This is a genomic window from Bacillus sp. MUM 13, assembly GCF_001866725.1.
Classification (GTDB): domain Bacteria; phylum Bacillota; class Bacilli; order Bacillales; family DSM-1321; genus Peribacillus.
This window is the reverse complement of record NZ_MLYQ01000153.1, coordinates 1-13987: the sequence shown is the minus strand read 5'-3', so window position 1 is coordinate 13987 and position 13987 is coordinate 1. Positions and strand designations below refer to the sequence as shown.

The window sequence follows — 13987 nt, the reverse complement described above, 5'->3', positions numbered from 1 at the left end:
TGCGGGGTCTCACCTTCCCGCTAATCCCGCAGGAGTCTCGCACCTTCCACTCCAATCAACCTCATCTAATAATGAAATCACCTCTCAGAACTCATTAAAAAAGAAAAGAGCCTTTGTGAAAAAGTATGAACATACTGCACGAAAAAACCCGGATCCATAAGGAACCGGGTTAGGCATTTTTTATAAGCAAGCCGCACTTGCCGTAGTTAAGTAAGAAAGTTTTAAACCACCACTCCTCAAAGTGGGTGTTTGCAAAAACATTCCTGTACGTCCTCCTAGTCAGTGACTGAGGCATGACATTCCTGCTTTGATATAAAACTCCCTATTACAGCTTAAAGGTTAAAACTTTATTATCCATACGTACAACGCAGCTTGTGTATTTATATTACATGATTTGCGGTAAAAGCACAAGGTTAATGATTTGGTAAAATCCTTTACAAAAACCTGTAATATTCAATCCATGCAGGTTTTTTCAAAATGCCTTAATCTTCCGGGTTAATAAGCAATATAAACTTCACCATTCCTGCCGATCCCAATAGATTGAAAGCTGCTGGTAAAATCGGATTCCTCAATGATTTCCTGGTGTGCCTTGGCCCACTTTTCTTCACCGTTTCTGAATGCTTCCCGGTCAAGCACAAGTACATAAACGTCAATTTGTTCTCCATTTATTTCCTTTGAGCTTTTAAGGATAAAATCATCCCCATATTTTTCTTTAAAATAAGCACTTGCTTCTTCGCTGTTTTCAAATGCTGGCAGCTCCTGATCGTCTGCTTCTGTAATTCTTTGATGCAACTTTTTACCCTCCTTTATTGAAACAATCCAATTATATATGATTTTCTTCAAAAATGGGTGTATGACGATTCATCAAACACGACATGTTCTCAATAATCAGGCGCCAGAGTGTTTTAGGGGGAGAGTTTAGAAGGTGCATTCCTGTCATTAGCGCGGGCAGATGGGGAAGACATATTAAATGTTTTTACGCATGACAAAAAGCATGAGATATTCTCGCAGTATTGCGAATACTCATGCTTATAAACTTTACAATATTTATATGTGAACGGAATTTTTTGAGCAGTCGTTTTGGCGGGAAGGGATCACAGTATATCTAAATAGTGCTGCAGGACTCTTGGCGGGAAGAAATGCAGAGGCAGTGGGCGTAAGGATAAAATAGTTGTAGTGGGCATAACAGAGTCTTGCTGTGCTTGTTTCAGGCAGTTATACATGGCTTTTCCGCCGACTGAATTGGCAGAATGAATGGTAATGCGGTTTGCAAATAATTTTTCTCTGATCATCATCTGCACAAGCAAAAAACCATTCCTGGTTTTGCTAAGCAAGTCATGATCCAAGGATAAATGCTCAATACGAAAATTCCGCAGCAGTTCCAGGCACTCATCAATCGTTTCTGCTAAAACATAACCAAGCGGCGCTGTTCTGTGGTCATCTAAGAAAACACTGATTTTTTCCATTTTAACTCCTTCCCTTATACAAGGGGATAGCAAAAAATCGAACATGCCCTAGATAATATTATATTATTTATTAGTACCATATTAACACAATAATTGTTGCATGAACACCCTGTTTTATGATAAAATTTTACTTTTTTGTTAAGTCATTAATAATTTTAGAGGAGTTTTTCCTAAAAAAATCAAGAGGGAATTAAAATTTGCCGGGCATGTAATGTTTATGCTAATTTACTAATAGTTCTGCAGATATGGTATATATCTTCTATGATACATATCCGTACTTTGCTATCATGGCATATCATATATTCTCCGTATAATTTCATTAATTCTTTGATAAAAATTAACCTCTCGCAATCAGCGAATGCCATATTGTTCTCCTTGCATAAAATTTACCCGGAAATTTAATTCCCCCACTACCAGTTTAAATCCTTATTCTGGTTTTACCTAATTTTAAGATGCATGGCATTCTGACAGCATATTATTTAGCTGAAGGATCACTGGTTCTTTTCCGGAAACTGCCAGCTTTCATTCAGCATCGATAAAATCGCTTCTTCAATTTCCTTATAACCTGTACACCGGCAAATATTAGAAGAAAGCCATTCTGTTATTATACTTTTATCGGGAGCAGGATGGTGAAGGAACAGCCCGTGTATATTCATAATAAATCCAGGGGTACAGTAGCCGCACTGAAAAGCAAAACGTTCGACAAAAGCCTTTTGAATAGGCGAGGCCCCAATTCCTTCTATCGTCGTTATTTCAGAGTCTTCAGCTTCTATAGCCAAAACAAGGCATGACTTCATGGGCCTGCCGTTCATCAGTATGGTGCATGCCCCGCAATCTCCATTTCGGCAGCCCGGCTTTGCTCCTGTCAGGCCCTGTCTCCGTAAAACATCCAGCAAAATATCAAAAGCTGAAACTGATATTTCGTACATTTTTTCATTAATTTTTATTGAAACAAGATATGTATGGGCCATTATACATCACCTTCAAGTAAAGCAAAAAAGTCCAGCAGGATGTTTTTCAGAACAAATAACCGGTAGTCGCTTGATCCCTCAATATCATTGAGGACAGGTGCAGGCAATTCGCTGAACGAAGACAAAATCCGGTCCCGGTATGATTTGTTTCTGTCATTTAAAACCTCCTCCATTTCATGTGAGCGAAACGGGAAGGAACATAAACCGCTAAAAGCAAAGCGGAGCATATCTCCTTTTTTGATTGAAGCGACAGTCAGCAGCGGGTACCCTGTATCCCACTGCTGCCTCCTTTTCACACTCGCAAAGGGCATATTTAAATATTTAGCAGGCGTCGAAATCTGCACTAAAAACTCGCCTTTTTCCAGGAGCATTTCTTGATGAAAAACTTCCAGAATGGGCCTCTTTTTCATTCCATCCCTGGCTGCTAAGTAAACCATGCTGTCTGCTAATAAAAAAGGCAGTATAGCTTCACGATAGAAGATGTTTCCGCACATATTGCCGCCAATAGTTATTTTATTCCTTGAGGTGGCATCAGCAACACCCTTTGCCAATTGGGATAATAGCGGAAAATCCTGTTTTTCATCAAACATGGATAGCGGAAGCGAAGACCCGATATTAAGATGGCCGTCAGCCATTTCATATACCTTGCATTCGGGAATATGCTTGATGTCTATGAAAGCATTTGCCGAAATCAGATTAAGGCGGCCGAGCGTTATAATTTCCGTCCCTCCATTAAAGAAAATGGGTGCTTTACCTTTGGAATCTAGAGTGTCATATAATTCCACCGCTTCCTGAATGGTTTTCGGCTTGTAGTACTCACGGTCATATGAAATCAATCCCTCTTCCTCCCGTTTTTTTCCTCCAGATATATTCAGGAATTAATGGAAGCCGGGTCAAAGAAACCGCTGCCGCCAGGGATAAACTGTTCCCGAGCGCTGCAGGCATGCCAAGAATGCCATGCTCTCCCAGTCCTCTTGCACCAAATGGAGCTTCTCCGTGCGGCGCTTCAATAAAATCGCAAATATATTCGGGTTCTTCCCCAAACCTCAGCGGCCTGTATGTCCTAAGCTGAAAATTAAGGACCCTGCTGTAATCATCAAAATAAAAGGTTTCCCTTCCGCTGAAGGCAAGGCCCATGCTCATGGCACCCATTACCTGCCCCTCTGCCATTTTTCTGTTTAAAACCCTGCCAGCGTCCATAACAGAAAAAGCCCTTCTGATTTTATAGGTGTATTGACGCGTATCAAACTCAACTTCGACTCCCTGTGCACCTACTTCCCATTCAGGGCCCGGGTTGCCTTCACCTGTTTCCTGATCTAAATATGTTATCCCCCGAAGCACATAATGGCCCTTACCAAGCAGCGGTCCTCCAATTGTATTTCCATTAGGAAAGGTATAGCCATTTACGATGTCTTCGAAATCTAAACCAGCATCAGGTTCACTTCTTAAATACACTCTTCCGCCGCCAATTTCAAAATCCTCTGCAGGAGCTTTCAGCACACATGAAGCAATTTGCTTTATTTGTGCTGCCACATCTTTTGCAGCCTGTTCTGCTGCCCTGCCTGCCATCAAAATCCCACGGCTTGCTACTGTTTTCCAGTGCTGCGGAGTGCTTTTGGTATTGACACCCATTTGGACATGGACCTTTCCAATATCAATTTTCAGTATTTCTGCCACTATTTGCGCCAAAACTGTTTTCGTTCCCGTGCCAATTTCAACGACTCCCGAAATAAGGTTAACACTGGCGTCATCATTGAAGGTCAAGAAAACACCAGATCCCGCATTCACATCAATGGTAGAATTTTTCCATACACAGCTTATTCCTTTTGCAATTACTTTATGATCGCCCTCCGGAATCAATTGGCCTTTTTCCCATTCCATGGCGATTTTCAGCCGCTGAATGCATGCAGGCAAATTCCCTACGTTGCTTTTATTCAAACGTACCTGTGTCGGAGTGGTATGCCCTGGCATGATACTATTCCTTTCTCTTAAATCAAACGGATCCATATTCAGCTTTTTTGCAAGGATATCCATTGTCCTCTCAAAGGCGAATAAAACTTCTGAATGGGCAAACCCCCTAAATGGCGAAGCATATGGATGGTTCGTATACATGCACAGAGAGTCACAGCTGATATTTTCAATGTGATAAGGTCCCGTGCAGTCAACTGCTCCCGCCCGGCTGAGATCTGCCGCTTTGTCTGCATACGCTCCTCCGTCCCATAAATAGAAAAGCTCCGCCGCTTTGAGCTTGCCGTCTTTTGTGCACCCGATTTTCACCGTAGCATCAAGGCCGATATGGCATGGTGATGTAATCATATCTTCTTCACGGGAATTCATCACCCTTACAAGACGGCCGCCTACAGCCTTTGACGCAAGATAAGCCAAAAATTCCAGCTGTATGGAAGCTTTCCCCCCGTATGCTCCGCCTACAAGAGGTGTTTTTACTGTAATCTTCCCGCTCTCGACTTCAAAATACTCGCTGATCAAACGCTTAATCATAAAAGGGGCTTGTGTTGAAGAAGTAATGATTATGTTTCCGTCGTCCTTGATTTCGCATAGTGAGCATCTGGTTTCCATCGCCGCATGATCAGAAGGGGAAAATGAGAAATGTTCTTCGGCACTCACATCACAGCTTTCCCAGCCTTCTTTCATGTCTCCCTTCCTGATTTTAGACACGTTTGCAATATTGGTGCCAGGAACCGGGTATGCAGAGGGGATTTTCTCATACATTCCCAGTTCTTCATGTAAGATCGGCGCTTCCTTATTCAAGGCCTCCCTTGGTGTTTTTACATCAGGCAAAGGTTCATATATAACTGCAATGGAAGCTGCTGCAGCCTTCGCGAGCCTTGGTGAATCTCCTATAACTAAAGCAACGGTCTCCCCATAGTAGCGAACTCTTTCATAGGCAATAGGGTAACGGTCCCTGATTTCCTCTCCCGTTAAAGGCAGATTTTCACCTGTGATGACTTTCCAGATGCCCTTCATGTGCAAGGCACGGGAAAAATCTATCTTCTTGATTATGGCATGTGCATAAGGACTTACTACCATATGTACATGCAGCATGCCCGGTCTCCATTCATCTCCCGTATACATCGCCTTTCCTGTTACTTTATCCCAGGCATCTTTCCGAATCACGCCTTTTCCTATAACATCCAATCCTTTATCCCACCTCACTTATAAGCCTTTTTAATTTTTTAGTTCTATGCCATTCCTCTCCCCCCGCAATATTTAGCATTTTAGACTTGAATATATATCATTTTATGCAAAGTCCTGGATGCAAATGATAAAGAACCTTGAAATGAGCCATGACAGTGCAGCGGAATCATCGGACCAGCCCGTTTTTCAAAAATTAAAGAATGGGTGAAACACACAACTGAAAATCTGCATAAGATGATAGCAGCCCATGAATGAGGTATTAAGTTAATATTCATGGATTATATATTTTACTAAAGGAGTGTTATTATATGACATTTGGCGGCGGATACGGGTTTGGTTCAGGTTTTGCTTTGATTGTGGTTTTATTTATTCTTTTGATCATTATCGGGTGCAGCTGTTATGGAGGATATGGCGGAGCAGCCTGTTAGTAATACACATTAGAAAGAAAGCTGAATTTTCTTGCATCTAAGCTGAAAAGGATTATAATGAAGGTAAACTTGTCTGCTTAGGAGTTGAAAGTGCATGCTTTCTAATATTGGCCTGCCAGGAATAATTTTAATTACCGTTCTTGCATTAATCGTATTTGGTCCAAACAAGCTCCCTGAAATGGGCCGTGCAGTAGGTGCTTCATTGCGTGAATTCAAAAAAGCGACCTCCAATTTAGCTGATGATATAAAAGAAGATATCAAGATTGATATAGAACATGCTAAAAAGGATGCTGAAAAGTAATTCCAAAAGACACCAAGGCAATGGCCTTGGTGTCTTCTTTGGATGGACTCTTTTTTGTTCAATCATGAAAGGGCTCAGAAATACAGCCTGTTAACGCTGAATGGTAAATCAATATGATGTCTTCTTTTTTTAGCGGAAGCGGACTTCTTGCCAAAAGGCGTGTTTGTTTTTCTCCTTCCTGTGACAGCTTTGCAATATTATCGGCCGCAATTCCATATTCCCTGAGGGTATCTGGGATGCCGACATCACAGACTATCCTTCTCAACTCCTCTACACATTTTACACTCGCTTCCTCTTCTGAAAGAAAAGCTGAATGACATCCCATTGCATTTAATATGTCCGCCATTTTTTTCTTGCAGGCTTTACGGACATATCCCATTACATAAGGAAGAAGCACAGCATTAGATTCTCCATGTGAAAGATGGAACTGTCCGCCTAGAGGGTAAGCCAAAGCGTGCACACCCGCAACACCAGCATTAAAGAATGCAAGTCCGGCAATATAGCTTCCATGGCACATATCAGTCCGGGCCTGTTTGTCATTGCCGTTTTGGACCGCCCTTCTAAGTGAACGTGATATAAGGCGGATCGCATGAAGAGATAATGCCTCCGTCTCAGGGCTGCTGTTTAAAGAAACATACGATTCTACTGCATGTGTCAAAGCATCTATCCCGGTTGCTGCAGTCACCTTTGAAGGAACAGATAAAGTCAGCTTGGGATCTGCTATAACGGCATCTGCAAGCAAAAAGTCATGCGCGATTACATCCTTCGTTCCTTTAAGTGAAAGAACAGATATATTTGTAACTTCAGAGCCAGTGCCGGCAGTGGTAGGAATAAGGATCTTAGGCAGGCCTTTTTCCCGAATTTCCCTTGTTCCAGTCAGGTTTAAATAATCTGCAGCAGTTCCTTCCTGCACCGGCAGGACAGCAGCAAGCTTGGCCAAGTCCAGTGCACTTCCTCCACCCAGTCCGATCACAAGTTCTGATTTGCTGTTTTTTGTATATGCTATCAGCTTTTCCGCTGATTCCAAATGAGGCTCTGGAACAATATCAGTATACATATCAACCTCATACCCGCTGTCCCTTAAAGGATTTGCCACTTGATCTGTTAATGAAAGCTCATGCAGTATTGGATCTGCAACTAACAAAATTTTTGTAACCTGAAACTTGCTTACCGCAGGAAGCAATTGGTCCAGCGCTCCCCAGCCGACATAATTTAAAGGGGTAAAAATAAGTGCAGCTGACATCTGAATTCCTCCTCTTTATATGAATGCGTTTACATAACTGTTTAGCTATTTGAAACAATTCAAGATGCCGAATCAAATTTCCTTTATTATAAATTGGGAGTCGAAAGATCAGAAAACAAAATGAAAAAGACGCCTAGCATATGCTGGCGTCTTTGATGCGTTTGCGGCGAAAAGACCGTTGGGCCACATCCCGAACGTGCTTGAAAGCATGTCTCTCGTCTTATGCAAATTAGCTCATCGCAAGTAATATCTTATCATGCCTGCTGCTAATTTACAAGTGTTTTTTTGAAAATGATGCATTCAGCAAAACTAGTCCTACAATCCGGTATTCCTGAATAAATATGTACGAGCTTGTGTGTAAAACAATGGATGAGGTGAAAAGTAATGAATGCTATCGTAGGCTATATGATTTTAGGTTTATCACTTGCAGCGCCAATCGGCCCCATAAATGCTGCCCAGCTGGATAAAGGAATAAAAAATGGTTTCTGGCATGCATGGATCTTAGGCCTTGGAGCAGCTTCTGCAGATATTTTTTATATTTTACTTGTATACTTCGGTCTCGTCCATTTTCTCGAAATCCCCTTTTTAAAAACATTTCTCTGGCTTTTCGGCTTTTTCGTCCTCTGTTATACAGGGATGGAAAGCATCATTAAATCCGGAAATTTCCAAAATGACAGGCACGATAAGAAAGAATCATTATTCAAATCCTTTTTCTCCGGCTTTTTCATGTCCATATCCAACCCCCTCACTATTTTGTTCTGGCTTGGAATTTACGGTTCCGTACTGGCAAATGCTGCTGAAAAATACGAAACAAGGATGCTTATCATATACAGTATGGCAATTTTTTCGGGTATTTTTTTATGGGACATTACAATGGCCCTTATGGCAAGCAGCGCAAGAAAATACTTAACAGGCTACCTGCTTCGCGGTATATCGGTAATATCAGGTTTATCACTTATAGGGTTTGGCATTTATTTCGGCTTTCAGGCTATTAAATTATTATTTTTATGAAAAATGTACTTTCAAAGTGTTAATCAAGCGAATTGTATTAGGTATTTGTGCAACCTTTTTTGATAAAATACCGCTGACTTAAAAAGGAACGATTTAACTGGAAGGCTAAAGATAATAAACCTGCTATAATGATTTATTTTGTTTCCAATTCTGATATAAACAACCCTGCTGCCGCTGCACCAATTGTAGTGCCTATATTACAGGACGATAAAAATAACCCATTAGCGAAGTCAGGTGCTTCAGGAGCTTCAGAAGTAATCCAATATTGATTAATGTTAGACCTTAATCCTGCTAATATCCCCCAAATTAAAGCATTGATTAAAAGTTTAACAGAGGTTTAAAATATTTTTAATCTTTTTCATCAAAAAATATATGCTTTGCTTCAAGCGTTTCTCCAGCCGTGACAATACCAAATGAATATTGCTTTTGCCTTCTTTTATCAGTTGGTGAACCAGGATTAAATAACAAACATTTATTTTCATGTGTTATTTTGGGAATATGTGAATGCCCATAAATGATCATATCCACATCGTCATCCTTAAAGGCATATAGAGTTCTCTTTTCAGTGGTCCACTTTTTGCCGTGTCCATGGATGAGACCGATTTTAAATTGTTTTACAGTTAAAATCTGTTTATCAGGGAATCTTTCTAAAATTTGCTGTGAATCTACATTTCCGTAGACGCCTTCCACCTTTCCATATTTTCGCAGCTCATTGTACACCTCTATAGTCTGCCAATCACCTGCATGGATAATCAAATCGGCTTTTTTTAGCTCCTTCAATAATGGGGAGGGAAGTTTTTTTGCTTTTTTAGGCATATGAGTGTCTGAAAGAACAATGATTTTCATCAGAACGCCTCCTCTCTCTGTCATTTTACCCTCTGACAAGAAAGAGAACCCCTTTTTCTCATTGCCGTAAGCTTTTCTGGTTTTTATACTTGATGAACAGAGTAAAGTGAAATTAGGTGAGTATTAGTGGATTTTGATGTAAAATTTCTTTCCTTTTATGTAGTACAGGTAGAAGGAAGCGGAGAGCAAGCTGATAAAAAGTTCAGGCATTTTCAAACCATAGATGAACAGGGATATGAAAACAGTCCGTTAAAGGAATTCCTTGATGGTGAATTGATGAAAGTCGCCAAGAGGAAGGCTGAACGCCATCCAAAAGCGGAACAGGTTCCTACTAAAATTGGCTTTTTCCTTGTAGAAGAAGGACATGAGCTGAATTCCAATCAAAATTATAATTTATTTAACCGGGTCCGTTTTGCGGAAACACTAGAGGCATTCCACGAAGAAAATGAACAATTTGTCCGCTCATACCTTGATACGAGTGCTGTCAGGGGCGGCGTTTTCATTGTGGTTTCAGCCAAATTAAGCAGGTACTTTGATGATCCTTTTGTTTTTCTGCTAAAATGCGATTTCGAACCAAAAGTTGCAAGCATATCAGACGAACGTTCTCTTATCCGGAACGTGGAAATGGCAATTACCACAAAAAATATGAAGTCTATTCAATATCCATATATGCCTGAAGAAGGAATGGTTGAAGAAGCTGAGCTAAAAATCCATCAGGCTTCACATGCCCGCTATTTTGAGGACTTTCTTAAATTTGTGGACTATAAAGAATCCATGCCTGAAATCATGAAAACACAGGTCATGAACATGGTCCAAGAGCATGTGTATGAAACCTTTGAGGATAACAGCGAAGAACTGAAGCAGTTTGAAGAAGACATGGAAATATGGGAAGCAAGTGAAAAGCGTGAAATCAGAGAACGCCTTGATACACACCAGGTTATAGAAGCAGTCTCCCAGATTGTCGAGCATACTCCAGAAGCTGAGCTTAAAATGAAGCTTGGAGAAACCGAAATCAAAGGCCCGCTCGGCAGCTTCGGAGACACCATTCATCTCGGAAAAATCAATGGCAAGTATGTCCTTCTCGTGGAATCGGACTCCATCACCTTTGAAAAAGGAGTTTCTCCGATAGAGTTTCATAAGCCGGATGATTTGCAGGAGATTATTGATAAGATTAGTCGGAAACTATAGACCGCATTGAGACCTGCTAAAATGCAGGAAACATTGAAACACAAGTGATAACATTGAGAAAAGTGACCGATTTGGTGACCTTTCATATGTTGGAAAATCGTTGATATGATAAGTAATAACGACTCATTTAGTAAATCTACAATAAAATATATGCTCTTTGGTTAATGAAACTTTCCTTATAAAAAGGCCAGTGGGTAAGCAAAGAACCCTCTGGCTGTAAGTTTAAATTACATATAGTATATACAGTCCTATACCTCTTAGATTTTCTTGCACCTTATTATTAACCAAAAAATTCTCTATTTGCTCTTTTATTTCGAAAAAAAGTAAAGGGTTCTATAAAACCCGATCAAATCTTCTTTTTAGTTTAATTACAAATAAAAGTGACCAACCAATGCTAATTGGTCTAATTTCCAGAAAAAAAGTATAAAAGCGCTGAAATAACTACGAGCTTGATTTATGATTAAAAAAACATAATGTCATGTCCAAAAATTTACTTTATCGGTAAAATTACATCAACTGTAGTTCCTTGATTAACGACACTTTCGATATTCATTGTCCCTCCATGTTCTTGGACAATCTTTTGACTAATCATTAACCCCAATCCTGTTCCTTTTTCTTTTGTACTGTAAAAGGGTTCTCCAATCTTTTTTATTCGTTCTTTAGGTATGCCACATCCCTGGTCAATAAATCGAATGTTGATGGAATCTGAATCTTCCCAATTAATAAGGATTTTGATAATTCCTCCATGTGTCATGGCTTCTATCGCATTTTGTAAAATATTTATAAAAACCTGTTTGATTTGATTTGCATCACAGTATATAGGCGGTAAATCTGAATCTGAATAAACCTCTTGGATGAATTCAACATTATGCAATAACGCTTGTGAATCAAATAAGAGTACCACCTGTTCTAAAAGAACGATTACATCTATTTCTTTCATTTGTGGTGTTTGGGGCTTGGCAAGGGTTAAAAATTCTCCCACAATACTTTCAATTCTTTTAATTTCTGATATTATCACGTCTGTAAACAATGGCTTATCCAATTCCTTTTGTAAAAGTTGAACAAATCCTTTTATCGAAGTAAGTGGATTTCTTATTTCGTGTGCGACTCCTGCAGCCAATTGACCTACAACGGATAGTTTTTCTGATTTTCGTATTAAATCTTCCGCTTTCTTTCGTTCTGAAATATCTCGGCCTACAATTACAATAGATACTACTTCATCCTCCTCATTTAGTACAGGTGTACCGCAAGATTCCACATATACCCATCCGCCATTGGAATGTTTATATCGGAATTCAACTTGACGAGATGTTTTCGTAGAAATCACTTGAGAAAATTGTTCTTGTGTTTCTGATATATCGTCAGGATGCATTAATCCATAAAATAAACTTCCTTTATAAACGCTTGGTGAAAATCCTAATACAGATTCATGCGAAGGAGAGGCATATTGAATGACACCGTTTGTATCTATCACTCTAATTAAATCTTGCATATTTTCTGCAATGAGTCGGTATTCCGATTCGCTTTTTCGGAGAGCTTCCTCTGTCTGCTTTCTTTTGGTAATATCATGATACATCATCAAGAACGAAGGTTTATCATCATGGTCAATCGTGATTCCTGTTACTTCCACATCAACAAACGTTCCATCTCCTCGTATGATTTTTTCTTCCGTAGGAGGTACAGAAATCCCAATTCGATTCAAATCTTGGATTCTTTTTTCAATCAACTTCACAGAATCAGGATGAAAATATTCCATAATTGATTTTCCCATTAACTCATTTAATGAGGATACTCCTAATAATTTGATACATGCAGGATTCGCATATTGAATAAATCCATGATGATACACAATAATCGGTTCAGGAGAAAATTCCACTAACCGTCTGTATTGTTCTTCAATCTCCTTTCTCTCCGTAATATTTACACAGGAACCAATGACCTCAACCACTTGTCCCCCTCTTCGGATAGCACGTAAAGAGGCAAAATACCAAACGTCATTGACTTTGCCTTCATAACTAACGTTCTCCTCGCCTTCCCACGCTCTTTGATAATAGAGAAGTTTTATATCAGCATCCTTCTTTTCAAGAAAATCATAAATTTCCAGTCCAATTATTCTTTCAGGTGTAAGCCCCATTCGATAAAGCAATTCACCATCACATAAAGTATGAATGAATTTTTCATCCTTTTTGATAAACTTAAATATCATCCCTTGCTGTTGTCTCATAGTTTCCCTTAATTCTTGACGGGTTTTTTCTAATTCTTCTTCCAGCCATTTTTGATTGGATACTTTTTGGGGAAGTCCCTCTTGAAGAACAATTTGTTCTATTTTATGAAAATTCCGAACAAATTCGTTAGAAGGCAAGGGTTTACTAAAAAGATATCCTTGTCCCTTATTGCAAAGATGTTGCTGAAGAAAAACCAGCTGGTCTTTTGTTTCAATTCCTTCGGCAATCACTTCCAGGCTTAATTGGTGAGACATGGCGATAATGGCTTTTATTATCGTGGCATCCTTAGTGTCTAACGTACAATTACGGACGAAACTCTGGTCTACCTTGATAATATCAATAGGAAATTCCTTTAAATAATGAAGGGAACTATATCCAGTACCGAAATCATCTAAACTAATTCGGACACCAATTCGTTTCAACTCCTTTAAAATTGGAAGAGTGGATTGAACATCCATTACCATACTTTCGGTAATTTCAATTTCCAAGTATTCAGGAGAAAGTCCAGTTTCTTTTAAAATAAATTGTATCCTATCCACTAAATTCTTCTGAAAAAGCTGACGTGCAGACAAATTGACTGCCATAATTAAAGGAGGTAATCCATCTTCCTGCCATGCTTTGTTTTGCTTACAAGCGGTATGTAAAACCCATTCGCCTATTGGGATTATCAATCCTGTTTCTTCTGCAATAGGAATAAAATCATTTGGGGGAATAATCCCCTTTTCAGGATGTTCCCAACGAATTAATGCCTCGACTCCCTTAATCTTTCCAGAAATTAAATTCAGTTTTGGCTGATAATAAAGAACAAATTCTTTTTTTATCAGTGCCTTCTTGAGATTAGTTTCTAATTGTGATACTTCATAGGTATGTTCCACGTTACAAATAGCACCTCCAATATCGATAATTTATCATCAAAATAGTTGCCTTCTATCGCTTGAATAACATGGCCATAAATTTTAATAGAAGACCTATCAATCGCCCTTCACAACATTTTGAGGAATTTCAGAATTTTCCTTTCATAGACCCGCTTTATTTATTTTCTGTTCTTTTTTGCTTTTTTGTCTTGATATATATTTATCAGCTTTAAGGAAGACATTCACCATTTACCCTATGGAATGGTCATCAAAAGCAAATCCTATCGACATTTTGATT

The 13987-nt window shown here is 39.4% G+C and carries 12 protein-coding genes, 1 other RNA gene and 1 pseudogene; 4 read left to right on the top strand and 10 right to left on the bottom strand.

The annotated features are described in order from the left end of the window. Positions 1–184: 184 nt before the first annotated feature. The 6 genes from ssrS to BIV59_RS22070 form a co-directional block, all read right to left on the bottom strand. Positions 185–377: non-coding RNA, 6S RNA (gene ssrS / locus BIV59_RS22095), on the bottom strand. 118 nt (positions 378–495) lie between these two features. Continuing rightward, positions 496–792 carry a hypothetical protein gene (locus BIV59_RS22090; protein WP_071353613.1) on the bottom strand — a complete coding sequence of 99 codons (297 nt, stop codon included), beginning with the start codon at positions 790–792 and terminating at the stop codon, positions 496–498. 302 nt (positions 793–1094) lie between these two features. Continuing rightward, positions 1095–1466 carry a cyclic-phosphate processing receiver domain-containing protein gene (locus BIV59_RS22085; RefSeq protein WP_071353612.1) on the bottom strand — a complete coding sequence of 124 codons (372 nt, stop codon included), beginning with the start codon at positions 1464–1466 and terminating at the stop codon, positions 1095–1097. A 491-nt stretch (positions 1467–1957) separates the two neighbouring features. Next, entirely contained in the window at positions 1958–2437 is a 480-nt protein-coding gene (locus BIV59_RS22080; protein ID WP_071353611.1) for a (2Fe-2S)-binding protein, read from the bottom strand. Then, a complete protein-coding gene (locus tag BIV59_RS22075; RefSeq protein WP_071353610.1) occupies positions 2437–3273 on the bottom strand; it encodes an FAD binding domain-containing protein in 837 nt (278 codons plus the stop codon). Before BIV59_RS22075 ends, BIV59_RS22080 begins: the two co-directional genes overlap by 1 nt. Then, the gene (locus tag BIV59_RS22070; protein WP_170846228.1) at positions 3260–5593 is read right to left on the bottom strand and encodes a xanthine dehydrogenase family protein molybdopterin-binding subunit; all 2334 of its coding nucleotides are present in this window, start codon (positions 5591–5593) and stop codon (positions 3260–3262) included. Before BIV59_RS22070 ends, BIV59_RS22075 begins: the two co-directional genes overlap by 14 nt. A gap of 308 nt (positions 5594–5901) precedes the next feature. On the opposite strand from BIV59_RS22070, the gene BIV59_RS23085 reads away from it, so the two are divergent. Next, positions 5902–6021, top strand: coding sequence for a YjcZ family sporulation protein (locus tag BIV59_RS23085; protein WP_083392315.1), 120 nt, complete (start codon positions 5902–5904; stop codon positions 6019–6021). 94 nt (positions 6022–6115) lie between these two features. Then, positions 6116–6322 (top strand): twin-arginine translocase TatA/TatE family subunit, encoded by a 207-nt coding sequence (locus tag BIV59_RS22065; protein WP_071353609.1) that lies wholly within the window; start codon positions 6116–6118, stop codon positions 6320–6322. Between the two features lie 58 nt (positions 6323–6380). Here the strand turns inward: BIV59_RS22065 and BIV59_RS22060 are convergent, their stop codons facing one another. Next, entirely contained in the window at positions 6381–7565 is a 1185-nt protein-coding gene (locus BIV59_RS22060; protein WP_071353608.1) for an iron-containing alcohol dehydrogenase, read from the bottom strand. A 384-nt stretch (positions 7566–7949) separates the two neighbouring features. On the opposite strand from BIV59_RS22060, the gene BIV59_RS22055 reads away from it, so the two are divergent. Further along, positions 7950–8576, top strand: a complete 627-nt coding sequence (locus tag BIV59_RS22055) for a LysE family transporter (protein WP_071353607.1) — start codon at positions 7950–7952, stop codon at positions 8574–8576. A gap of 151 nt (positions 8577–8727) precedes the next feature. Here BIV59_RS22055 and BIV59_RS24160 read toward each other — a convergent pair. Together BIV59_RS24160 and BIV59_RS22050 are read right to left on the bottom strand one after the other, a co-directional pair. Next, a pseudogene (locus BIV59_RS24160) lies at positions 8728–8889 on the bottom strand (MFS transporter); the annotation flags it as partial. A 35-nt stretch (positions 8890–8924) separates the two neighbouring features. Next, complete coding sequence (locus BIV59_RS22050; RefSeq protein ID WP_071353606.1) at positions 8925–9422, bottom strand: metallophosphoesterase family protein; 498 nt, start codon at positions 9420–9422, stop codon at positions 8925–8927. 126 nt (positions 9423–9548) lie between these two features. On the opposite strand from BIV59_RS22050, the gene BIV59_RS22045 reads away from it, so the two are divergent. Next, positions 9549–10610 carry a DUF3900 domain-containing protein gene (locus BIV59_RS22045; RefSeq protein ID WP_071353605.1) on the top strand — a complete coding sequence of 354 codons (1062 nt, stop codon included), beginning with the start codon at positions 9549–9551 and terminating at the stop codon, positions 10608–10610. 490 nt (positions 10611–11100) lie between these two features. Here the strand turns inward: BIV59_RS22045 and BIV59_RS22040 are convergent, their stop codons facing one another. Beyond that, the gene (locus tag BIV59_RS22040) at positions 11101–13710 is read right to left on the bottom strand and encodes an EAL domain-containing protein (protein WP_071353604.1); all 2610 of its coding nucleotides are present in this window, start codon (positions 13708–13710) and stop codon (positions 11101–11103) included. Positions 13711–13987: the final 277 nt, after the last annotated feature.